Annotated in this window: 18 protein-coding genes; 13 read left to right on the top strand and 5 right to left on the bottom strand. The window is 63.7% G+C overall.

Going from position 1 to position 20,701, the window contains the following annotated elements:
- Nucleotides 1–31 precede the first annotated feature (31 nt).
- The 3 genes from EGJ22_RS04360 (at nucleotide 32) to guaA (ending at nucleotide 3,907) form a co-directional block, all read left to right on the top strand.
- A complete protein-coding gene (locus EGJ22_RS04360) occupies nucleotides 32–586 on the top strand; it encodes a hypothetical protein (RefSeq protein WP_054912857.1) in 555 nt (184 codons plus the stop codon).
- A 147-nt stretch (nucleotides 587–733) separates the two neighbouring features.
- Complete coding sequence (gene guaB / locus EGJ22_RS04355) at nucleotides 734–2,203, top strand: IMP dehydrogenase (protein WP_003255025.1); 1,470 nt, start codon at nucleotides 734–736, stop codon at nucleotides 2,201–2,203.
- A 126-nt stretch (nucleotides 2,204–2,329) separates the two neighbouring features.
- Nucleotides 2,330–3,907 carry a glutamine-hydrolyzing GMP synthase gene (guaA, locus tag EGJ22_RS04350; RefSeq protein ID WP_009683420.1) on the top strand — a complete coding sequence of 526 codons (1,578 nt, stop codon included), beginning with the start codon at nucleotides 2,330–2,332 and terminating at the stop codon, nucleotides 3,905–3,907.
- Between the two features lie 66 nt (nucleotides 3,908–3,973).
- Here guaA and EGJ22_RS04345 read toward each other — a convergent pair whose 3' ends face one another.
- Entirely contained in the window at nucleotides 3,974–4,918 is a 945-nt protein-coding gene (locus tag EGJ22_RS04345) for an AraC family transcriptional regulator (protein WP_125920146.1), read from the bottom strand.
- A 173-nt stretch (nucleotides 4,919–5,091) separates the two neighbouring features.
- Between EGJ22_RS04345 and EGJ22_RS04340 the strand changes: the two genes are divergently transcribed.
- The 5 genes from EGJ22_RS04340 (at nucleotide 5,092) to tadA (ending at nucleotide 9,628) form a co-directional block, all read left to right on the top strand.
- Nucleotides 5,092–5,526, top strand: a complete 435-nt coding sequence (locus EGJ22_RS04340) for a hypothetical protein (RefSeq protein ID WP_009683422.1) — start codon at nucleotides 5,092–5,094, stop codon at nucleotides 5,524–5,526.
- Between the two features lie 19 nt (nucleotides 5,527–5,545).
- Entirely contained in the window at nucleotides 5,546–6,205 is a 660-nt protein-coding gene (locus EGJ22_RS04335) for a hypothetical protein (RefSeq protein WP_009683423.1), read from the top strand.
- 12 nt (nucleotides 6,206–6,217) lie between these two features.
- The gene (locus tag EGJ22_RS04330; protein WP_009683424.1) at nucleotides 6,218–7,663 is read left to right on the top strand and encodes a M48 family metallopeptidase; all 1,446 of its coding nucleotides are present in this window, start codon (nucleotides 6,218–6,220) and stop codon (nucleotides 7,661–7,663) included.
- A 103-nt stretch (nucleotides 7,664–7,766) separates the two neighbouring features.
- The gene (locus EGJ22_RS04325) at nucleotides 7,767–9,149 is read left to right on the top strand and encodes a multicopper oxidase family protein (protein ID WP_054890219.1); all 1,383 of its coding nucleotides are present in this window, start codon (nucleotides 7,767–7,769) and stop codon (nucleotides 9,147–9,149) included.
- On the top strand, nucleotides 9,149–9,628 hold the full coding sequence (gene tadA / locus EGJ22_RS04320) for a tRNA adenosine(34) deaminase TadA (RefSeq protein ID WP_009683426.1): 480 nt from the start codon (nucleotides 9,149–9,151) through the stop codon (nucleotides 9,626–9,628). Before EGJ22_RS04325 ends, tadA begins: the two co-directional genes overlap by 1 nt.
- A gap of 109 nt (nucleotides 9,629–9,737) precedes the next feature.
- Here the strand turns inward: tadA and mltF are convergent, their stop codons facing one another.
- Nucleotides 9,738–11,195: a membrane-bound lytic murein transglycosylase MltF gene (gene mltF / locus EGJ22_RS04315; protein ID WP_029885513.1), complete on the bottom strand. Its 1,458-nt coding sequence runs from the start codon at nucleotides 11,193–11,195 to the stop codon at nucleotides 9,738–9,740.
- A gap of 289 nt (nucleotides 11,196–11,484) precedes the next feature.
- Between mltF and purL the strand changes: the two genes are divergently transcribed.
- Complete coding sequence (gene purL, locus EGJ22_RS04310) at nucleotides 11,485–15,384, top strand: phosphoribosylformylglycinamidine synthase (RefSeq protein ID WP_125920145.1); 3,900 nt, start codon at nucleotides 11,485–11,487, stop codon at nucleotides 15,382–15,384.
- Nucleotides 15,385–15,387: 3 nt separating this feature from the next.
- The gene (locus tag EGJ22_RS04305) at nucleotides 15,388–15,699 is read left to right on the top strand and encodes an NIF3 1 (protein WP_009683429.1); all 312 of its coding nucleotides are present in this window, start codon (nucleotides 15,388–15,390) and stop codon (nucleotides 15,697–15,699) included.
- Nucleotides 15,700–15,817: 118 nt separating this feature from the next.
- Here EGJ22_RS04305 and EGJ22_RS04300 read toward each other — a convergent pair whose 3' ends face one another.
- The 3 genes from EGJ22_RS04300 to EGJ22_RS04290 all read right to left on the bottom strand — a co-directional run bounded on the left by EGJ22_RS04300 (nucleotide 15,818) and on the right by EGJ22_RS04290 (nucleotide 19,150).
- Entirely contained in the window at nucleotides 15,818–17,878 is a 2,061-nt protein-coding gene (locus EGJ22_RS04300) for a PhoX family phosphatase (RefSeq protein WP_125920144.1), read from the bottom strand.
- A gap of 143 nt (nucleotides 17,879–18,021) precedes the next feature.
- Nucleotides 18,022–18,576 (bottom strand): murein L,D-transpeptidase family protein, encoded by a 555-nt coding sequence (locus EGJ22_RS04295; protein ID WP_009683431.1) that lies wholly within the window; start codon nucleotides 18,574–18,576, stop codon nucleotides 18,022–18,024.
- Between the two features lie 22 nt (nucleotides 18,577–18,598).
- Nucleotides 18,599–19,150: an NUDIX hydrolase gene (locus EGJ22_RS04290; RefSeq protein ID WP_009683432.1), complete on the bottom strand. Its 552-nt coding sequence runs from the start codon at nucleotides 19,148–19,150 to the stop codon at nucleotides 18,599–18,601.
- A 124-nt stretch (nucleotides 19,151–19,274) separates the two neighbouring features.
- Here EGJ22_RS04290 and EGJ22_RS04285 point away from each other — a divergent pair, with 124 nt between their 5' ends.
- From EGJ22_RS04285 to EGJ22_RS04275, 3 genes are read left to right on the top strand one after another with little or no spacing between them, the layout of a single operon-like run.
- On the top strand, nucleotides 19,275–19,874 hold the full coding sequence (locus EGJ22_RS04285) for a CoA pyrophosphatase (RefSeq protein ID WP_009683433.1): 600 nt from the start codon (nucleotides 19,275–19,277) through the stop codon (nucleotides 19,872–19,874).
- Nucleotides 19,875–19,918: 44 nt separating this feature from the next.
- Entirely contained in the window at nucleotides 19,919–20,443 is a 525-nt protein-coding gene (locus EGJ22_RS04280; protein WP_009683434.1) for a gamma carbonic anhydrase family protein, read from the top strand.
- On the top strand, nucleotides 20,436–20,630 hold the full coding sequence (locus EGJ22_RS04275; protein ID WP_029885507.1) for a DUF1289 domain-containing protein: 195 nt from the start codon (nucleotides 20,436–20,438) through the stop codon (nucleotides 20,628–20,630). The genes EGJ22_RS04280 and EGJ22_RS04275 overlap by 8 nt, the downstream gene beginning before the upstream one ends.
- Nucleotides 20,631–20,701 lie beyond the last annotated feature (71 nt).

The raw sequence follows: 20,701 nt of genomic DNA, 5'->3' as shown, positions 1-20,701 counted from the left end.
CTTACCGCAGTTTTTCAGGCTTGTACCGTTCATGAACACCCAGAGCATTATCGTTCCCAAGCTGTCTACCGTGCCGGTGCACGAAGCCCGCGCCCGTGCCATCGTGCGCTGGCTGGTACGCGAGAAAGTGGTCGAGGAGCAGTTGAGCACCTGTGGCCGTACCGGCAACCGCATGGGCCACGCCCTGGCTGCAGGCGCCCGCAAGGTGGCCCTGCGGCCTGAGTTGTTGCCTTTTGGCGAGCAGGCCAACGGCCTGGAAGTGATGCTCAAGCGTTGCATCTATACCCCCACCGAAGGGTTTCTTGAAGAAGCCGGCTGCCCGCAGTGCCGGCGCGAGGTGGGCGAGCCGCTGTTCGAAAGCCTGGAAGAATGGATGCCGGCGGTCAGTGACAACTTCACCTGCCCGCTGTGCGGCTTCGAAGATGACATCAATGGCTTCATTTACCTGCAGCCATGTGCCTTTTCCAACCTGGGGTTCATCTTCAACAACTGGGGCGAGGCCGGGTTTACCCAGGCCTTTCTCGACAGCTTCGCCGACTGGCTCGACCAGCCGGTGACGGTGGTGCAAGTCAGTTGCAAGCCTTGAGTCGCAAGCTTCAAGAAAAAGCGGCCTGTATGCCTGACGACTCTCGTAGCTTGCCGCTTGTAACTTGAAGCTTGATTTACATTGAGCGGCGCGCCGTGCATGAGTATAATGGCGCGCTTCCATTTTTCCCGCCCGGGAGCCCCCGCGATGCTGCGTATCAGCCAAGAAGCCCTGACCTTCGACGATATCCTCCTTGTACCTGGCTATTCCGAGGTACTGCCCAATGAAGTCAGTCTCAAGACCCGTTTGACTCGTGGCATCGAGCTGAACATTCCGCTGGTTTCCGCCGCCATGGATACCGTGACCGAAGCGCGCCTGGCCATTGCCATGGCTCAGGAAGGCGGCATCGGCATCATCCACAAGAACATGACCATCGAGCAGCAGGCCGGCGAAGTTCGCAAGGTCAAGAAGTTCGAGGCTGGCGTGGTCAAGGACCCGATCACCATCGACGCCGACGCTACCGTGCGCGACCTGTTCGAGCTGACCCGCCTGAACAACATCTCCGGCGTGCCAGTGCTGGCCAACGGTGACCTGGTCGGCATCGTCACTTCCCGTGACGTGCGCTTCGAAAACCGCCTGGACGCCAAGGTCCGCGACGTGATGACGCCAAAAGAGCGCCTGGTCACGGTGCGCGAAGGCGCCGACAAGAACGAAGTGCGCGAGCTGCTGCACAAGCACCGCCTGGAAAAAGTCCTGATCGTTGACGACAAGTTCAACCTCAAGGGCATGATGACCGTCAAGGACATCGAAAAGGCCAAGGCCTACCCGCTGGCCAGCAAGGACGACCAAGGTCGCCTGCGCGTCGGCGCTGCCGTCGGCACTGGCAAGGACACCGGCGAGCGCGTAGCCGCCCTGGTTGCTGCCGGGGTTGACGTGGTGGTGGTCGACACTGCCCACGGTCACTCCAAAGGTGTGATCGACCGCGTGCGCTGGGTGAAGGAAACCTACCCGCAGGTGCAGGTGATCGGCGGCAACATCGCCACCGGCGCTGCGGCCAAGGCCCTGGCCGAAGCCGGCGCTGACGCGGTCAAGGTCGGTATCGGCCCGGGCTCTATCTGCACCACCCGTATCGTTGCAGGCGTCGGCGTGCCGCAAATCAGCGCCATCGCCAACGTTGCCGCTGCACTGGAAGGCACCGGTGTGCCACTGATCGCCGACGGCGGCATCCGCTTCTCCGGTGACCTGTCCAAGGCCATCGTAGCCGGTGCTTCCTGCGTGATGATGGGTTCGATGTTCGCCGGTACCGAAGAGGCGCCAGGTGAAGTCGAGCTGTTCCAGGGCCGTTCCTACAAAGCCTACCGCGGCATGGGCTCGCTGGGTGCCATGGCACAGGCGCAAGGCTCGTCCGACCGTTACTTCCAGGACTCCTCGGCCGGTGCCGAGAAGCTGGTACCGGAAGGCATCGAAGGCCGTGTGCCGTACAAAGGTGCGCTGGCGGCGATCATCCACCAACTGATGGGCGGCCTGCGTTCGTCCATGGGCTACACCGGCAGCGCAACCATCGAAGAGATGCGCACCAAGCCGGAGTTCGTACGCATCACCGGCGCCGGCATGGCCGAGTCCCACGTGCATGACGTGCAGATCACCAAAGAAGCCCCTAATTACCGCGTCGGCTAACGCCTCCAGCGGTAAGCGACAAGCTTCAAGCTACAAGCGGTAGTTGCGCTGCAGCGACTACCGCGTTCTCCCCGATCAACTTGCAGCTTGCGGCTTGACGCTTGCAACTGCATCAGAGATTGAGTCATGGCCCTCGACATTCACGCTCACCGCATCCTGATCCTCGATTTCGGTTCCCAGTACACCCAGCTGATTGCCCGCCGCGTGCGCGAGATCGGCGTGTACTGCGAGCTGCACCCGTTCGACATGGACGATGAAGCGATTCGCGAATTCAACCCGCGCGGCATCATCCTCGCCGGCGGCCCCGAGTCGGTCCACGAAGCCAACAGCCCGCGCGCGCCGCAGGCAGTGTTCGACCTGAACGTGCCGGTGCTGGGCATCTGCTACGGCATGCAGACCATGGCCGAACAGATGGGCGGCAAGGTCGAAGGTTCCGACCTGCGTGAGTTCGGTTATGCCCGCGTGGACGTGGTCGGCAAGAGCCGCCTGCTCGACGGCATCGAAGATCACATCGACGCTGACGGCGTACTGGGCCTGGACGTGTGGATGAGCCACGGCGACAAGGTCACCCAGATGCCGGGCAATTTCCATGTATTGGCCAGCACCCCAAGCTGCCCGATCGCCGGCATGTTCGACGACACCCGCGGCTACTACGGCGTGCAGTTCCACCCGGAAGTGACCCACACCAAGCAGGGCGGTCGCATCCTGTCCCGCTTCGTGCAGGACATCTGTGGCTGCGAGGCCCTGTGGACCCCATCCAACATCGTTGAAGACGCCATCGCCCAGGTGCGTGCACAAGTGGGTTCGGCCAACGTCCTGCTGGGCCTGTCTGGCGGCGTCGACAGCTCGGTGGTTGCCGCGCTGCTGCACCGCGCCATCGGCGACCAGCTGACCTGCGTATTTGTCGACAACGGCCTGCTGCGCCTGCACGAAGGTGACCAGGTGATGGCCATGTTCAAGGAGAACATGGGCGTCAAGGTCATTCGCGCCGACGCTGAAAAGCAGTTCCTCGACAACCTGGAAGGCGAAGCCGACCCGGAGAAGAAGCGCAAGATCATCGGCCGCACCTTCATCGACGTGTTCGATGCCGAGGCCAGCAAGCTGGAAAACATCCAGTTCCTTGCCCAGGGCACCATCTACCCGGACGTGATCGAGTCGGCTGGCGCCAAGAGCGGCAAGGCCCACGTGATCAAGTCGCACCACAACGTCGGTGGCCTGCCGGAGGAAATGAACCTCAAGCTGGTCGAGCCGCTGCGTGAACTGTTCAAGGACGAAGTGCGCAAGATCGGCCTGGAGCTGGGCCTGCCGTACGACATGGTCTACCGCCACCCGTTCCCGGGCCCAGGCCTGGGTGTGCGTATCCTTGGTGAAGTGAAGAAGGAATACGCCGACATCCTGCGTCGTGCCGACCACATCTTCATCGAAGAGCTGCGCAAAGCCGACTGGTACCACAAGACCAGCCAGGCCTTCGTGGTGTTCCAGCCGGTCAAGTCGGTCGGCGTCGTCGGCGACGGCCGTCGCTACGCCTGGGTCGTGGCCCTGCGTGCCGTGGAGACCGTGGACTTCATGACCGCGCGTTGGGCACACCTGCCGTACGAGCTGCTGGAAACCGTCAGCGGCCGTATCATCAATGAAATCGACGGCATCTCGCGCGTGACCTATGACGTGTCGAGCAAGCCGCCGGCGACGATTGAGTGGGAATGATCCCTCTCTGGCGTTGAACGAAAAGGGCCGCATTGCAGGCCCTTTTCTTTTGCCTGGGAAAAACTGCTATTCGCTGCCAGGCGGGTGGCCGAAATAGGCCTTGTAGGCATGGCAGAAATTGGCAGGGTTGGCATAACCGACCTGGTAGGCCACCTGCGACACCTGCCAGCGTCTTTCCAGCAGCAGGGTGCGGGCCTGCTCCAGGCGTTGCTGGCGCACGTACTGCAGCATAGGCCGGCCGAATTCGTCGCGGAACGCCCGGCGCAAGGTGGTCTCACCCACGCCCAGTTGGCGTGCAAGGCTGGCGGCGGTGGGGGGGGTGGCCAGTTGGGTGTCGAGCAGGCGCCGCGCTTCGATGGCCAGGTCGCGCAGCCCGCGGTCCGGGTTTTTCGTGCCTTGTGCAGGGCCTATCAAGTGGCGCGCCAGCTCCAGCACCACGGCCACGCTCAGGCTTTCGCAATGCAGGCGCCGTAGCCCACCGGTATAGGGTGACAGGTACAGCTGCTGCAGCAAGCGGCTGACGGCGGGGCATTGGGGGAGTTGATCGAAGCGCATGCCGTCTGCGGTCAAGGCCAGCAGGGGTAGCAATTGCGCATCGTCCCGCGCCAGCTCATGCAGGTAGTCGCCGGCAATGCGCACGCCCGCCATGCGCGCATGGCTGTCTGCAGGCAACTGGTCCTGCGCTTCCAGGCTTTCGCCCAGGCCCAGCAGGTGCAAGTGGCCGGGGGCGTAATGGTTGAGCGTGCCGTCGACCTTGTGCTGCCAGGCACCGTCGAACACGTGGACGATGCACAGGCTTTGCGGCAGCAGTTTGTCGATTTGCAGCGGTTCGGGAAACTGCAGGTTGCAATCGAAGTACTGCAGCCCCGCGTGCACGGTCTGCGCCCGATAATGCCCGGTTGCACGCCCCATGATCTGCGCCTTGCCGCTGTCCAACACGCCGGCGTCGGCGAGCGAGCCGGGGCTGTCGAAGGAAAAGGAGGTGTCCAGGTAGGGGCTGGTCGATCGCATGGGCGCTACGTCCTTGGTTGGCGGCGGCATGAGCGTAAATGGTAACGCGCGCACATTTTTGGCAACAGCCATTGTGCGCGGCGGCCCATCTTTTGTGCGAACCGGCCACAGGGGTTGGCAGTGCCGGCGTAGCTGTCTTCAATGATCGATCGTTTCGCATCATGGTGGAAAAAATGTTCGCTTATCGTAAATGGGCTGCCTTGCTGGTGGCATCGCTCACGCTTTGGCTAGGCCAGGCACACGCCGAACAACGGCCTGCAGTAGCCGAACAGGTCAAGGCCTATATGGGCACCGAGGGCGTCAAGGTATGGACGCTGCGCATTGGCGAGCGGGCCGCCAATGAGGCGCTGGTCCAGGTCGAAGGCGTCGATCACGACTGGAACATGCGCATTCAGAAAATGCAGGTCGAGAAAACCGCCAAGGACACCCGCTACTGGACGACGGCCGATGGCAACAAGTTTGTCGTGTTGATCGTGCAGGGCGGCTGGGGCGGCGAGCTCTACCTGCCGGGTGAGCCGCAACCGTTGCCGGTTGGCTACTCCGAGGGGCTGTCGCGCCAAGGTGATGCGCAGGCTTTTCTGACCGATTACCTGGCCAAGCAGCAGTGAACGGGGAGCACATCTGATCATGGCTAAACCCGACGATCCGCTGGCCGACCTTTCCGGCGCGCTTGGCGAAGACTATGAGCAAGCCCGTGCCGCCCAGCGCGAGCGGGTGGTTGCCGAACTCAAACAGGTAATCGAGCGCGTCCCGGAGCAAAGCGAATTCACCAACACCCGGCGTTACAAGGTCTGGGGGCCGATACTGCTGGTGGGCGCCCTGATTCTGCTGGTCACCACGTTCAACCCGCAACGCCTGGGCGCGGTCGCACTGGTGCTGTTCGTGTTGTGCATGGCGGCAGCGGTGACCTGGCAGCACCGCAACGCGGGCACGCAGGTGTTCATGCGCCTGACTCGCCGACAGCTGTTCGTCGATACCCTGGACGCCCCTGTCGACATGGCTGAAGTCGAGGACATCGCGGTCAAGGACGAAGGCCTGGTCATGGTACAGACGCTGGAGATGAGCAGCGAAGCTGCGCTGCCTAAGCATCGCGTGGTCAAGCTGCAGTTTTTCGGAAACCAGGCGATGGCCCTGAAAAAGCCGCGACCGCAGATTCGCATCATGTCTGCCGGCCTGGCCTTGAAGGGTCGCAAGCTGGGGAACGACGAAGTGCTCGAGCTGTTGGCGGCCTACCGCAATGCGGCCCATGCCCAACGACAACTGGAGTTGATGCAGGTAGATGTATAGCGGGGCGCTGCAATGAGGCGCCTGGGTTGGGGCCTGGTCATGCTGCTGTTGCCGCTGCTGCTGGTCGGCTGGGGCGGCGTGCAGCAATGGCGGGCCGAGACGGCGCAAGAGCAGGCGGGGATCATCCGGCAGTGGCTGGCAACGCCCAGCGAGGACTTGTTGCGCACACTGCCTTGGGCGGCGCGCAAGGAACTGGCAGGGCGCCTGGACACGCGTGAAGTGCTGCAACGGCAGTTGGATGAACTCGATACCGACCGCCACTGGCTTAGCGTGCGTAGAACGCTGGCCGGTGTCGGCGGCTGGCTGGCATGGGGCGCGCTGGTCGCTGGCATCGGCGCTTGGCTCAGGCTCAGGTACGACGCCTGGCGGGCCTTGCGCTCGGCGCATTACCTGCACCAGCGCATGACCGCCAGCTGGCGGGTGCTGGGGCGTTGGCTAAGCGTCTACATGGGGCTGCTGGCTGGCTCGTTGGGCCTTCTGCTGCTGTATGAAGTCAGCGCCGGCTTCAGCCATGCGGCACAGGGCGGGTATACCGTGCTGATCGTGGTGCTGCCGCTGGCGTCATTACTGCTCGTGTGCCTGCGTACCGCCTGGCGAATGCGCCAGCAATGGCCGCGCATCGGGGCGTCGAAGGCGAGCTTTCTCGGCCGACAGCTTCACCGTCAGGGGGCTCCGGCGCTCTGGCAATGGGTTGAGGGCCTGGCCACGCAGTTGCGTGCGCCAGTACCGGACAATATCGTGGTCGGCATCGACCAAAGCTTTTTCGTCACCAGCGTTCCAGTCGTGCTGCAGCCCTGTCAGTCGGTACTCAATGGCCGAACCTTGTATCTGTCGTTACCGTGTCTCGGCGCCTTGAGCCAGCGGGAAGCCGCCGCGATCATTGGCCATGAGCTTGGCCATTTTCGCAGCCGCGACACGGAGCAGGGCAGTGCGACCAACGCACGCTTCAGCTTGATGTGCGCCCAGTTCTCGACCCTGGTGGACGCTGAGCGCGGCGCCGCCTGGGTCGCTCGCCCGGTGGTATGGGCAGCCGGTCAGTTCCTGCACCATTTTCAGGTCGCGGTCCATCGCTGGGGGCGTGAGCAGGAATTGCTGGCTGACCGGGCCGGTGCCGAAGTGGCCGGGCCGGAGCTGTTCATGCAGGCGTTGTTGCGGGCGATCGCCCTGGGCAGCATGGTCGATGCCTTGCTGCACGAGTGCGGCGGCCAAGGCCTGCTGGCAGCGCTGCCCCGGCATTTGCAGCGCGTGCCATTGCGGCTGGATGAGGACGTGCTGGGCCTGACCATGCCCCATCCATTCGACTCCCATCCGCCACTGGCTGCGCGCCTCGACAACCTTCGCGTCAGGCTGGACGGTGCACTGCTGCAGGCTGCCATGCGCCAACCTGGCGACCATGACCGGCAGTGGTTCAATCAGTTGTGGGGCGGCGCCATGGAAGCGGAACGCCAGGGTCTCTAGAGACTTCACTTAATATTTCCCATTTGCAGGTGTATCGTATTCGCCCTTCATCGTCAGCCGAGGCTGGCAGCTTGATCGCACCGAACACGAGGTACCCGCACCGATGTCCTTCACCCGTCGACAAATGCTCAAGGGCCTGACCGGCCTGGTTGTGGTTGGCCTGGGCGCCGGTGGCGCGGCGCGTTACTGGCTGGGCAAGGTCGAGGACGACAACGCCGGCCATGACTACGAGCTGATCGCCGCGCCGCTTGACGTCGAGCTGGTGCCGGGCTTCAAGACCGAGGCCTGGGCGTTCGGGCCGTCAGCACCGGGCACCGAATTGCGTGTGCGCCAAGGCACCTGGCTGCGGGTGCGCTTCATCAACCACCTGCCGGTGGAAACCACCATCCACTGGCACGGTATCCGCCTGCCGCTGGAAATGGACGGCGTGCCTTATGTGTCGCAACTGCCGGTCAAGCCAGGCGAGTACTTCGACTACAAGTTCCGCGTACCGGATGCGGGCAGCTACTGGTACCACCCTCATGTCAGCAGTTCCGAAGAGCTGGGCCGTGGCCTGGTCGGCCCGCTGATCGTCGAGGAGCGCGAGCCCACCGGCTTCCGGCATGAGCGCACACTCAGCCTGAAGAACTGGCACGTGGACGAGGAGGGTGGCTGGCTGCCGTTCAGTATCCCGCGCGAGGCCGCGCGCAACGGCACCGCCGGGCGCCTGATCACCATCAATGGCCAGGCCGACGCGGTCACCGAACTGCCGGCCGGGCAGGTGGTGCGCGTGCGTCTGCTGAACCTGGACAACACCTGGACTTACCGGGTGAACCTCAAGGGCAACTGCGAGGCCCGGATCTACGCGCTCGATGGGAACCCGGTGACCCCTCGCCCCCTGGAGGACGAGTACTGGCTCGGCCCTGGCATGCGCATCTGCCTGGCTATCCGCATTCCCCAGGCGGGGGAGGAAATTTCCCTGCGCGATGGCTTCGTGCGCCTGGGCACCCTGCGCTCGGTGGCCAGTACCGATGCCCCGGGGGACTGGCCGCCAGCGCTGCCGGCCAACCCGATAGCCGAACCGGACCTGGAGAATGCCGAAAAGCTCAACTTCAATTTCGAATGGGCGGCGAAGGTTTCGGTCACCTCCGACCAGGACAAGCCACCGAGCCTTTGGCAAATCAACGGCCAAGCCTGGGACATCACCGACAAGACCTGCGCCGACCGCCCCATCGCTACGCTGCAAAAAGGCAAAAGCTACATCTTCGAGTTGAAGAACATGACCCAGTACCAGCACCCGATCCACCTGCATGGCATGAGTTTCAAGGTGATCGCCTCCAACCGGCACGACATCAAGGAACCGTGGTTCACCGACACCTACCTGCTGGGCAAGAACGAGCGCGCGCAGGTGGCCCTGGTGGCGGATAACCCCGGCACCTGGATGTTCCACTGCCACGTCATCGACCACATGGAAACCGGCCTGATGGCCGCTATCGCGGTGGTGTGATGCGCCCGCAGATTATCGATCGCAGCCGCGATCAGGAATACATGCGCCTGGCGTTGTCCCTGGCTGCCGAGGGTGCAGCGCTGGGCGAGGTACCGGTGGGGGCCGTGCTGGTCCAGCATGGCCAGGTGATTGGCCAGGGTTTCAACCGGCCGATCATCGACAGCGACCCCAGTGCCCATGCCGAGATGGTGGCGATTCGGGCGGCGGCCAAGGCGGCCAGCAACTACCGCCTGCCAGGCAGCACCCTGTACGTCACGCTGGAACCGTGCAGCATGTGTGCAGGCCTGATCGTACATTCACGGGTGATGCGGGTGGTGTTTGGCGCGCTGGAGCCCAAGGCGGGGATCGTGCAAAGCCAGGGGCAGTTCTTCGGCCAGGGCTTTCTCAACCACCGGGTGATGGTGGAGGGCGGGGTGCTGGCGCAGGAGTGTGGGCAGATCCTCAGCGACTTCTTCAAGGCCCGCCGGGCCAAGGGCTAGCCTGGGCCGGCCTGTTCGCGGGCACGCCCGCTCCCACAGGAATGCCACCCCCTCAGGCTTGTGGTGGACCTGTGGGAGCGGGCGTGCCCGCGAACAGGCCGCTACAGGCTCACATCGGCGGTGACTGGTCCGCAGGCTTGTCCTTGTTCACACCAGGCACATGCAGGTTGCCTTCGGCGACCTGGCCTTCGAGCTGCGGTTGGGTGACCCAGGTGAGGATGTCGTAGTAGCGGCGGATGTTGGCCACGAAATGCACAGGCTCGCCACCGCGGGCATAGCCGTACTTGGTCTGCCGGTACCACTGTTTCTGCGACAGGCGCGGCAGCATCTTCTTCACGTCCAGCCACTTGTTCGGGTTGAGCTTTTCGCGCTTGGCCAGGGTACGGGCATCTTCCAGGTGGCCGCTGCCGACGTTGTAGGCAGCCAGGGCGAACCAGGTGCGGTCGGGCTCCTTGATGCTGTCGTCGAGCTCTTCCTTGATTTTCATGAAGTACTTGGCGCCCCCCTGGATGCTCTGCCGCGGGTCCAGGCGGTTGGATACGCCCATCGCCTGGGCGGTGCGCTGGGTCAGCATCATCAGGCCGCGTACGCCGGTCTTGGAGGTTACCTCCGGTTGCCACATCGATTCCTGGTAACCAATGGCGGCCAGCAGGCGCCAGTCCACCTGCTCGACCTTGGCGTAGCTCTTGAAGTGCTTCTCGTACTTGGGCAGGCGCTGCTGCAGATGCTGGGCGAAGGTGTAGGCGCCCACGTAGCCCAGAACATCGACATGGCCGTAGTAGCGGTCCTTCAAGCGCTGCAGGGTGCCGTTTTTCTGCGCCTTGTCGAGGAATTCATTGATTTCGTTGAGCAGGCTGTTGTCTTCACCGGCCGCGACTGCCCAGCGTTGATCACGGGTGTCGCCCACGTCGAAGGCAACCCGCACGTTGGGGAAGTACACCTGGTTCATAGCCAGTTCGTTGGAGTCGACCAGGGTCAGGTCGATCTGGCCCTCATCGACCATGCGCAGCAGGTCGACCACCTCGACCGCATCGGACTCTTCATATTCCAGGCCCGGGTTCTGCTTTTTCAGCTCGGCCAGAAGGTCGGCATGGCTGCTGCCCTTGAGCACCATGATTTTCTTGCCGACCAGGCCCTTGGCGTCGGTCGGGCGTGGGCGGCCGTTGCGATAGACCACCTGCGGGGTGACTTCCAGGTAGGGGTGCGAGTATTTCACCTGCGCCTTGCGCCGTTCACTGCTGACCAGGCCGGCCGCGGCCAGCACCGGGCCGGCGGGTTTGCCGAGCGAATCATACAGTTCGTCGAGGTTGTCGGCGGTTTCGATCTGCAGTTTCACGCCGAGATCATCTGCGAAATGCTGGACAAGTTCGTACTCGAAACCGGTTTCGCCGTTGCGGTCCTGGAAGTAGGTGGCCGGGCTGTTGCGGGTGATCACGCGCAGCACGCCGTCCTCCTTCACGCGCTCGAGGGTGCTGGGTTTTTCAACGCAGGCACCGAGCAGCAGAAAGAGTCCGGTTGCGAGGAGCCATTTGGCGCAACGCTGGCGCAAAGCAGTGTGGGCGAACATAGCTTGCAGTATACGCAAAGGACCGGCGCAACCATATCTCGACAACTGTTAGGTTGTCTGGTAGCGGATTATGTGCTGCAAGCTTCAAGCTGCAAGCCACAAGAAATAGCAGCCGGGCAGGGCATGTTTTTTTCTTGTGGCTTGCAGCTTACGGCTTGTCGCTTTTTTTTGACCCCAAAGTCCGGTTCCGCCGCCCGGCAGCCATGGCTTAGAGCGGGTGCCGAAAGCCAACGATTTAGGCTAGAATGCACGGCCTCTAAGCACACCCCTTCCTGAGGCTGTCCCGACGATGTTGATCCTGCGCGGCGCTCCTGCCCTTTCTGCCTTTCGCCACGGTAAATTACTCGAGCAACTGAGCCAGAAAGTCCCCGCTGTTACTGGTTTGTATGCCGAATTTGCCCACTTCGCCGATGTTGAAGGCGAACTGACCGCCGACCAGCAGCAGGTGCTGGGCCGTCTGCTCAAGTACGGCCCGAGCGTGCCGGTACAGGAGCCGAGCGGCCGCCTGTTCCTGGTCGTACCGCGCCTGGGCACCATCTCGCCATGGGCCAGCAAGGCCAGCGACATCGCTCACAACTGCGGCCTGCAGGCAATCCAGCGCCTGGAGCGTGGTATCGCCTACTACGTTGCCGGCAACCTGAGCGACGCTGACGCCGCCCTGATCGCCGCCGAACTGCACGACCGCATGACCCAGCGCGTGCTCGGCCAGTTGGAGCAGGCCGCTGACATGTTCAGCCACGCCCAGCCCAAGCCGATGACCTCTGTCGATATCCTCGGCGGTGGCCGCGACGCGCTGGCCAAGGCCAACATCGACCTCGGCCTGGCCCTGGCCGAAGACGAAATCGACTACCTGGTCAATGCGTTCCAGGGCCTCAAGCGCAACCCGAACGACATCGAACTGATGATGTTCGCCCAGGCCAACTCCGAGCACTGCCGCCACAAGATCTTCAACGCCAGTTGGGACATCGACGGCCAGGCGCAGGAAAAAAGCCTGTTCGGCATGATCAAGAACACCTACCAGATGCACAACGAAGGTGTGCTGTCTGCGTACAAGGACAACGCCTCGGTGATCGTCGGCAACGTTGCCGGCCGCTTCTTCCCGAACCCTGAAACCCGCCAGTACGGCGCGGTGCAGGAGCCGGTGCACATCCTCATGAAGGTGGAAACCCACAACCACCCGACCGCCATCGCCCCGTTCTCCGGTGCGTCCACCGGCTCGGGTGGCGAAATCCGTGACGAAGGTGCTACTGGCCGAGGCGCCAAGCCCAAGGCGGGCCTGACCGGTTTCACCGTGTCCAACCTACGCATTCCGGGCTTCGAGCAGCCCTGGGAGCAGGCCTACGGCAAGCCAGAGCGCATCGTCGACGCCCTCGACATCATGATCGAAGGCCCATTGGGCGGTGCTGCTTTCAACAACGAATTCGGTCGCCCAGCGCTGACCGGCTACTTCCGTACCTTCGAGCAGGCCATCAACACCCCGCACGGTGAAGAAGTACGCGGTTACCACAAGCCGATCATGCTCGCAGGCGGCATGGGCAACATCCGTGAAGACCACGTGCAGAAGGGCGAGATCACGGTCGGCGCCAAGCTCATCGTGCTCGGCGGCCCGGCCATGCTGATCGGCCTGGGCGGCGGCGCTGCTTCGTCGGTGGCTACCGGCGCCAGCTCGGCTGACCTGGACTTCGCTTCGGTGCAGCGTGAAAACCCGGAAATGGAGCGCCGTTGCCAGGAGGTCATCGACCGTTGCTGGCAACTGGGCGATGCCAACCCTATCGCCTTCATTCACGACGTGGGCGCCGGCGGCATCTCCAACGCCTTCCCGGAGCTGGTCAACGACGGTGGCCGTGGTGGCCGCTTCGAGCTGCGCAACGTGCCCAACGACGAGCCGGGCATGGCCCCGCACGAAATCTGGAGCAACGAGTCGCAGGAGCGTTACGTGTTGGCCGTCAGCGCCGTCGACTTCGAGCGCTTCAAGGCCATTTGCGAGCGCGAGCGTTGCCCGTTTGCCGTGGTCGGTGAAGCCACCGAAGAAAAGCACCTGACCGTCAGCGACAGCCACTTCGGCAACACCCCGGTGGACATGCCCCTCGACGTGCTGCTGGGCAAGCCGCCGCGCATGCACCGTTCGGTCACCCGTGAAGCCGAGCTGGGCGATGATTTCGACCCAAGCGAGCTGGACCTGGACAGCGCCGTGCAGCGCGTGCTGAACCACCCGGCAGTGGCCAGCAAGAGCTTCCTGATCACCATCGGCGACCGCACCATCACCGGCCTGGTTGCCCGCGACCAGATGGTCGGCCCGTGGCAGGTTCCGGTTGCCGACTGCGCCGTCACGGCCACCAGCTTCGATGTGTACACCGGTGAAGCCATGGCCATGGGCGAGCGAACCCCGCTGGCCTTGCTGGACGCCCCGGCATCCGGCCGCATGGCCATTGGCGAAACGCTGACCAACCTGGCGGCATCGCGCATCGAGAAACTGTCCGACGTCAAGCTATCGGCCAACTGGATGTCCGCTGCCGGCCACCCAGGTGAGGACGCGCGCTTGTACGACACCGTCAAGGCGGTCGGCATGGAGCTGTGCCCGGAGCTGGGCATTACCATTCCGGTCGGCAAAGACTCCATGTCGATGAAAACCAAGTGGAGCGACGAGGGCGTCGAGAAGAGCGTGACCTCGCCGATGTCGCTGATCATCACCGGCTTCGCCCCGGTCACCGATATTCGCAAGACCTTGACCCCGCAACTGCGCATGGACAAGGGTGAAACCGACCTGATCCTGGTCGACCTCGGCCGCGGCAAGAACCGCATGGGCGCCTCGATCCTGGCCCAGACCTACGGCAAGATCGCGGCCCAGGCACCGGATGTCGACGACGCCGAAGACCTCAAGGCCTTCTTCGCCGTGATCCAGGGCCTGAACGAAGATGGTCACCTGCTGGCCTACCACGACCGTTCCGACGGCGGCCTGGCCGCCACCGTGCTGGAAATGGCCTTTGCCGGCCACTGCGGCCTGGACCTGCACCTCGACCCGCTGACCGACAGCAAGGCCGATGTGGCGGCCATTCTGTTCAACGAAGAGTTGGGGGCGGTCATTCAGGTTCGCCAGGACGCCACCCCCGACGTACTGGCACAGTTCAGCGCTGCTGGCCTGGGCGAAGGTTGCGTGGCGGTGATCGGCAAGCCGGTCAACAACGCCGAAGTGTCCATCAGCCTCAATGGCGAAGTGCTGTTCGACGACGACCGCCGCATGCTGCAGCGCCAGTGGGCCGAGACCAGCTACCAGATCCAGCGCCTGCGCGACAACGCCGACTGCGCCGACCAGGAGTTCGACCTGCTGCTGGAGGAAGACAACCCGGGCCTGTCGGTCAAGCTGGGCTTCGACGTCAACGACGACATCGCCGCACCGTACATCAAGAAAGGCGTGCGCCCGCAAGTGGCCATCCTGCGTGAGCAGGGCGTCAACGGCCAGGTTGAAATGGCTGCAGCCTTCGACCGCGCCGGCTTCGCCGCCATCGACGTGCACATGAGCGATATCCTTGCCGGCCGCGTCGACTTCGAGGCCTTCAAGGGCCTGGTGGCCTGCGGTGGTTTCTCCTACGGTGACGTGCTGGGCGCCGGTGAGGGCTGGGCCAAGTCGGCGCTGTTCAACAGCCGCGCCCGTGATGCCTTCCAGGCCTTCTTCGAGCGTACCGACAGCTTCGCCCTGGGCGTGTGCAACGGTTGCCAGATGATGTCCAACCTGCACGAGCTGATCCCGGGCACCGAGCACTGGCCGCACTTCGTGCGCAACCGCTCGGAGCAGTTCGAGGCACGTGTGGCCATGGTCGAAGTGCAGAAGTCCAACTCGATCTTCCTGCAAGGCATGGCCGGTTCGCGCATGCCGATCGCCATCGCCCATGGTGAAGGCCATGCCGAGTTCGCCAGCGAAGAAGCGCTGCTGGCCGCCGACATGTCCGGTTGCGTGGCCCTGCGCTATGTCGATAACCACGGCAAGGTCACCGAAGCCTACCCGGCCAACCCGAACGGCTCGCCGCGCGGTATCACCGGCCTCACCAGCCGCGACGGTCGCGTGACCATCATGATGCCGCACCCGGAGCGTGTGTTCCGCGCCGTGCAGAACTCCTGGCGCCCTGACGAGTGGCAGGAAGATGCCGCGCTGATGCGCATGTTCCGCAATGCGCGGGTGTGGGTGAACTAAGGCGTGTACAAGCTCGCCTTCTTCGTCCCCGCCAGTCATGTCGACGTGGTCAAGGCCGCTGTGTTCGCCGCTGGTGGCGGGCGCATCGGTGACTATGACCACTGCGCCTGGCAAACCCTGGGCCAGGGCCAGTTTCGCCCGCTGGACGGCAGCCAGCCGTTTCTCGGGCAAACGGGCCGGGTCGAGGTGGTGGAAGAGTGGAAGGTGGAGCTGGTGGTGGCAGACGAGCTGGTAGCGCAGGTCGTCGCTGCGCTCAAGCAAAGCCACCCGTACGAGGCGCCAGCCTATGAGGTGTGGCGGCTCGCCGAGTTCTAGACCGCATCAGGGCTATTCGCGGGCACGCCCGCTCCCACAGGGTTACACAACTTGTGGGAGCGGGCGTGCCCGCGAACAGGCCAGTAAAGCCAGCGCAAGGCTAGCTGTACCACACCGGTCAGACGGTGCCGATCTCCCCGCCATCAACCCGCTGAATCACCACCGTCGCAGCCCGCGGCCTTACCTTGGTACCCGCTGGCGTCGCGTCCGTAGCGTTGTCGGTGCATGGCCAGTTCCCTGGGTGCTGAATGTTGACGAACAGCGCCTTGTTGTCCGGGGTAAAGGTAATCCCGGTCACTTCGCAGCCATTCGGGCCAACGAAGAAGCGCCGCAGGTCCACCTGGTTCTGCGCATTCACCGGCACCTGTTTGCCGCTGGCGTCCACCAGGTCGGTAGGGATCACCGCCAGCAGCTGGTCGTTGGTGTAGTCGGTGACAGTGCTTTCGCCGTTGTCGGTCTCGAACCACAGCACGCCACGGCTATCGAAGCTCATGCCATCCGGGCTGGCGAACTGGTTCAGTTCGGTGAGGCCGGAACGGTTGATGTCGGCGGTGCCGGCCGCGTTGGCGCCAAACACGAAGATGTCCCAGGCGAAGCTCAACTGGTCGTCGCTGTCGTGCCAGCGGATGATATGGCCATGGCGGTTAGGCCCGCGCGGGTTGGCGGCATCGGCTTTCTCCGGGGTGCGCGCACTGTTGTTGGTCAGGGTCAGGTACACGTCGCCGTTCAGCGGGTTGACCGTGGTCCACTCCGGGCGGTCCATTGGCGTTGCGCCCACGGCATCGCCGGCACCCCGGGTGTTGAGCAGGATGCCCGGCAGGTCACCGTACAGCGCGCCCAAGGTGCCCCCGCCAGTGGTGGGGGTAGTCACGTCCAGCAGCAGCCAGACGCCAGTGCCGTCGGCATTGAAGCGGGCGACGTACAGCTTGCCTTGGTCCAGGTACTTGGCACCAGTGGCCAGTCGGTCGGCCGGGTTGGCATCGGCGGCATCCCACACGGCGCTGGACACCCACTTGTACACGTATTCGTTGTTGGAGTCGTCACCCATGTACCACACCAGTGGCTTGCCCGGCACCGGCAGGCCCGGGGCGCAGCCTTCGTGGCGGAAGCGGCCCAGTGCGGTACGTTTGGTGGCGAGGGTGCTGCTGTCGTAAGGGTCGATCTCGACGATGTAGCCATAGGTGCTGGCTTCGTTGCGGTAGTCGTCGGTGGCACTGGCGCCCTTGGCGGTCACGTCGAAACGGGCGAACTCGTCGGCTTCCTCGCTGGCGTCGCCGGCTGCACTTTCCCATTTGAACTGGCCGCTGGAGGTGCCCACGCCAATGCGCTGCTGGTCTTCAGGGCGGGTGCCCTTGTTGACGAAAATGCCCGGCCAGTTTTCTTCACAGGTGAGGTAGGTGCCCCATGGCGTATAGCCGTTGCCGCAGTTGTTGTTGGTGCCTCGGCAGTGGGTGCCGGCGGGGGAGTACTTGGTCTTGACGTGTTCGGTGCCACGCAGCGGGCCGCTGATGGCCATGCGCGATGCGGTGGTGAAGCGGCGGTTGAGCGGGTCGTTGTCGACCACCTGCCAGCGGCCATCGGTTTTCTGCAAGCGCACAACGCCAGCGCCGTGGGCGTTGATTTCCTTGCGCACTTCTTCGACCGGGCGTTTGCCATTGATATCGGTCGTTGGGCCGGCCGGGTGCAGGGCGGCGGTGTCGATGTACTCGAAGTTGATCGCCAGCAGGCCGTCTTCCGAGCTGCCGTTGATGGGGAAGAAATGCATGCCGTCATGGTGCATGCCCATGGCGTTGGCTTGATCGGTCGAGGTATTGCTGCCATCGGCTCGCCACGGCTTGGCGTTGCTGTTCAGCGGCGTACCCCATGGGGCGAGCACGTAGGCGCTGTAGCCGGCGGCGACTGCGCAGGCGTCGGTGCGCGATCCGGGGATGGACTGGAAGCCCAGCGCCATTTTCGGCTTTTCCGGCTCGGTAACGGGCGGCTGGGTGAGCGGATCATCGTTGGCGGAGCCGCCGCTGTCGAAGCAGCCTGCCAGGCCTGTACCGGCGATCATGGCGATGGCTGCGCCCAGGCTGCCGCGCATCACACTGCGGCGGCTGAGGTAGACGTCCATGACAGAGGCCATCGGCAGGTTGCCGCTGTGGTTCCGGTCCAGATTGTCGCCGGTATCTCGACTCATCAGAGTGTCCTTGTACTCGCTGGGTTGAAACAAACCGCGACTATAAGGCGCAAATATGATGATTCGTTGGCAGAAATGTTAACGAGCTTTTAAAGCAACCGGCTCCCGGCATTGCCTGGCCTGCGTGGCTGCGCTGGTAGGGCTCAGGGCCGGATTTCGATCAACGTCCCATCGCGTACCAGGTTCCACACCTCCTGCATGTCACGGTTACGCATGGCAATGCAGCCATCGGTCCAGTCCAGGGTGTGGAAATACCATTCCGGGTATTCATCGTTGATCGGTGTGCCGTGGATCATGATCATGCTGCCGGCACTCACCCCTTCACGGGTAGCGCGGGCGGCATCGTTGCTGTTCGGGTAATTGATGTGCATGGCCAGGTTGAAGCGATCGCTCTGCTTGCGCCAGTCCAGCCAGTACAGGCCCTCTGGGGTCTTCTTGTCGCCCTCGCGCTGCTTGGCGCCCTTGGGCTGCTTGCCCAGGGAAATGCGGTAGGTCTTCAGCGGCTCGCCACGGCTGATCAATTGCAGGCGCCGCTCGGACTTGATCACCAGCACCTTATCGATCAGCGGTTGCATCGCCTGCTGCGAGGGCGACGGGGATGGCGCGGCCTGCACAGGCTTGCGAATGATGGTCTCGGTAAATGCCGCCTGGGACACCGAGGTAACGCAAAGGCAGAAAATGGCAAGCAACCAGCGCATGTAACGGTATCCCTGAAGGCGTCTAGGTATTGGGTGAAACGAGCATCGGCGGCAGGTATTCATGGCCTATGGGGTAGTGCGCCCCGATGCGGTCGCGATAGTAGCATTCTAGTGTGCGCGTGACTGTGCGGAAAGCCAGCTCACCCCAGGGAATCTCGTGTTCCTCGAACAGCCGCACCTCCAGGCTCTCGACGCCCACAGCGAAATCCAGGTCTGCCAGTTCGGCGCGGAAGAACACATGCACCTGGTTGATGTGCGGCAGGTCGAACAGCTGGTACAGGCTGGTTGAGCCGACCCGGGCGCAGGCTTCCTCCACCGTTTCGCGACGGGCGGCCTGGTCGAGGGTTTCGCCGTTCTCCATGAAACCGGCGGGCAGGGTCCAGAAACCGCGGCGCGGCTCGATGGCGCGGCGGCACAGCAGCACCTGGCTGCCCCAGGTGGGCAGCACGCCGGCGACGACGTTGGGGTTCTGGTAGTGGATGGTCTGGCAAGCCTCGCAGACATACCGCAGGCGGCTGTCGCCTTCGGGGATCCGCAGGGTGACCGGGTGGCCGCACGCGCTGCAGTAGTTCATGGCACTATCCTTTATGTTCCGGGCTATCTTGGCGCGGCCGCAGGCGCGCCGCAAGCGCGGGGGCTTGGGTGCCACGCGGCTTTGGTGCATCATGCAAGGCAGGCCTTGGATACGAGCGTGCGCAATGCTGGACGAGCTACTTCGCCGAATGAGCAACCACCAACCCGCGTCACTGGAAACCGACCGGCGGTTCCCCGAAGCGGCGGTTCTTTTGCCCATTACCCGTAGCGAAGCGCCCGAACTGGTCTTGACCCTGCGCGCCCAGGGGCTGTCCACCCATGGCGGTGAAGTGGCTTTTCCCGGAGGCCGCCGCGACCCGGAAGACCCGGACCTGGTGTTCACCGCGCTGCGCGAAGCCGAAGAAGAAATTGGCTTGCCGCCGGGTCTGGTGGAGGTGGTCGGCCCGCTCAGCCCGCTGATTTCACTGCATGGCCTGAAAGTGACACCGTTTGTCGGCGTTATCCCCGACTTCGTCGAATACCGCGCCAACGACGCCGAGATCGCGGCAGTATTCACCGTGCCGCTGGAGTTTTTCCGCCAGGACCCGCGTGACCATACCCACCGTATCGATTACCAGGGCCGCAGCTGGTATGTACCCAGTTATCGCTATGGCGAATACAAGATATGGGGCTTGTCGGCGATCATGATCGTCGAACTGGTCAACCTGCTGTTCGATGCCGGCATCAGCTTGCATCAGCCCCCTGAGCGGTACATCGAAAACTGAGCGGGGCCAACCCCGTCGTCTGCGTTCCAGCCTGAGGAGCAAGCATGAAGTACCGCCTGGGCGACCTGCGGGTCGAGAGCCACCCCACCAGTTGGGCAGCGCCTAACGCCACGCTGATCGGCAACGTGCGCCTGCAAGCCAATGCCAGTGTGTGGTTTGGCGCAGTGCTGCGCGGCGACAACGAGCTGATCGACATCGGCGAAGACAGCAACGTGCAGGACGGCACGGTGATGCACACCGACATGGGGTCGCCGCTGACCTTGGGCAAGGGCGTGACCGTCGGTCACAATGCCATGCTGCATGGCTGCACGGTCGGTGACTACAGCCTGGTGGGCATCAATGCGGTGATCCTCAATGGCGTGCGTATTGGCAAGCATTGCATCATCGGCGCCAACGCGCTGATTCCCGAAGGCAAGGAAATTCCTGACGGTTCGCTGGTGATGGGGTCGCCGGGCAAGGTGGTGCGCGAGCTGACCGAGCAGCAGAAGCGCCTGCTGGAAGCCAGCGCCGCCCATTACGTGCACAATGCCCGGCGTTATGCGCGGGAGTTGGTAATTGACGATGAGTAATGTTGTGGAACGGCCGGTGGCTTCGCCCTGCGTGAGCATCTGTGCGCTGGACGAGCAGGACATCTGCACCGGCTGCCAGCGCAGCGTGGCCGAGATCGGCCGCTGGGGGCGGATGGACAATGACGAGCGCCGCGCGGTGCTCAAGCGTTGCCATGAACGGGCAGTAGAGGCTGGCCTCGTCCTCTAGTCTGATGCAGAGCCCTGTGGGAGCGGGCATGCCCGCGAAACCGCCACCGCGGTACATGGCACCGGCTCCGC

Origin of the sequence: Pseudomonas sp. p99-361 (assembly GCF_003935475.1) — a bacterium.
GTDB lineage: Bacteria > Pseudomonadota > Gammaproteobacteria > Pseudomonadales > Pseudomonadaceae > Aquipseudomonas > Aquipseudomonas juntendi.
Note: the sequence above shows the minus strand (reverse complement) of the source record. Positions and strands in the feature narration are given on the sequence as shown.

What these genes read in the sequence shown, in the direction of transcription:
- EGJ22_RS04360 (WP_054912857.1), top strand. Translation starts at nt 32, where the DNA reads ATGAACACCCAGAGCATTATCGTTCCCAAGCTGTCTACCGTGCCGGTG.
- guaB (WP_003255025.1), top strand. Translation starts at nt 734, where the DNA reads ATGCTGCGTATCAGCCAAGAAGCCCTGACCTTCGACGATATCCTCCTT.
- guaA (WP_009683420.1), top strand. Translation starts at nt 2,330, where the DNA reads ATGGCCCTCGACATTCACGCTCACCGCATCCTGATCCTCGATTTCGGT.
- EGJ22_RS04345 (WP_125920146.1), bottom strand. Translation starts at nt 4,918, where the DNA reads ATGCGATCGACCAGCCCCTACCTGGACACCTCCTTTTCCTTCGACAGC.
- EGJ22_RS04340 (WP_009683422.1), top strand. Translation starts at nt 5,092, where the DNA reads ATGTTCGCTTATCGTAAATGGGCTGCCTTGCTGGTGGCATCGCTCACG.
- EGJ22_RS04335 (WP_009683423.1), top strand. Translation starts at nt 5,546, where the DNA reads ATGGCTAAACCCGACGATCCGCTGGCCGACCTTTCCGGCGCGCTTGGC.
- EGJ22_RS04330 (WP_009683424.1), top strand. Translation starts at nt 6,218, where the DNA reads ATGAGGCGCCTGGGTTGGGGCCTGGTCATGCTGCTGTTGCCGCTGCTG.
- EGJ22_RS04325 (WP_054890219.1), top strand. Translation starts at nt 7,767, where the DNA reads ATGTCCTTCACCCGTCGACAAATGCTCAAGGGCCTGACCGGCCTGGTT.
- tadA (WP_009683426.1), top strand. Translation starts at nt 9,149, where the DNA reads ATGCGCCCGCAGATTATCGATCGCAGCCGCGATCAGGAATACATGCGC.
- mltF (WP_029885513.1), bottom strand. Translation starts at nt 11,195, where the DNA reads ATGTTCGCCCACACTGCTTTGCGCCAGCGTTGCGCCAAATGGCTCCTC.
- purL (WP_125920145.1), top strand. Translation starts at nt 11,485, where the DNA reads ATGTTGATCCTGCGCGGCGCTCCTGCCCTTTCTGCCTTTCGCCACGGT.
- EGJ22_RS04300 (WP_125920144.1), bottom strand. Translation starts at nt 17,878, where the DNA reads ATGAGTCGAGATACCGGCGACAATCTGGACCGGAACCACAGCGGCAAC.
- EGJ22_RS04295 (WP_009683431.1), bottom strand. Translation starts at nt 18,576, where the DNA reads ATGCGCTGGTTGCTTGCCATTTTCTGCCTTTGCGTTACCTCGGTGTCC.
- EGJ22_RS04290 (WP_009683432.1), bottom strand. Translation starts at nt 19,150, where the DNA reads ATGAACTACTGCAGCGCGTGCGGCCACCCGGTCACCCTGCGGATCCCC.
- EGJ22_RS04285 (WP_009683433.1), top strand. Translation starts at nt 19,275, where the DNA reads ATGCTGGACGAGCTACTTCGCCGAATGAGCAACCACCAACCCGCGTCA.
- EGJ22_RS04280 (WP_009683434.1), top strand. Translation starts at nt 19,919, where the DNA reads ATGAAGTACCGCCTGGGCGACCTGCGGGTCGAGAGCCACCCCACCAGT.
- EGJ22_RS04275 (WP_029885507.1), top strand. Translation starts at nt 20,436, where the DNA reads ATGAGTAATGTTGTGGAACGGCCGGTGGCTTCGCCCTGCGTGAGCATC.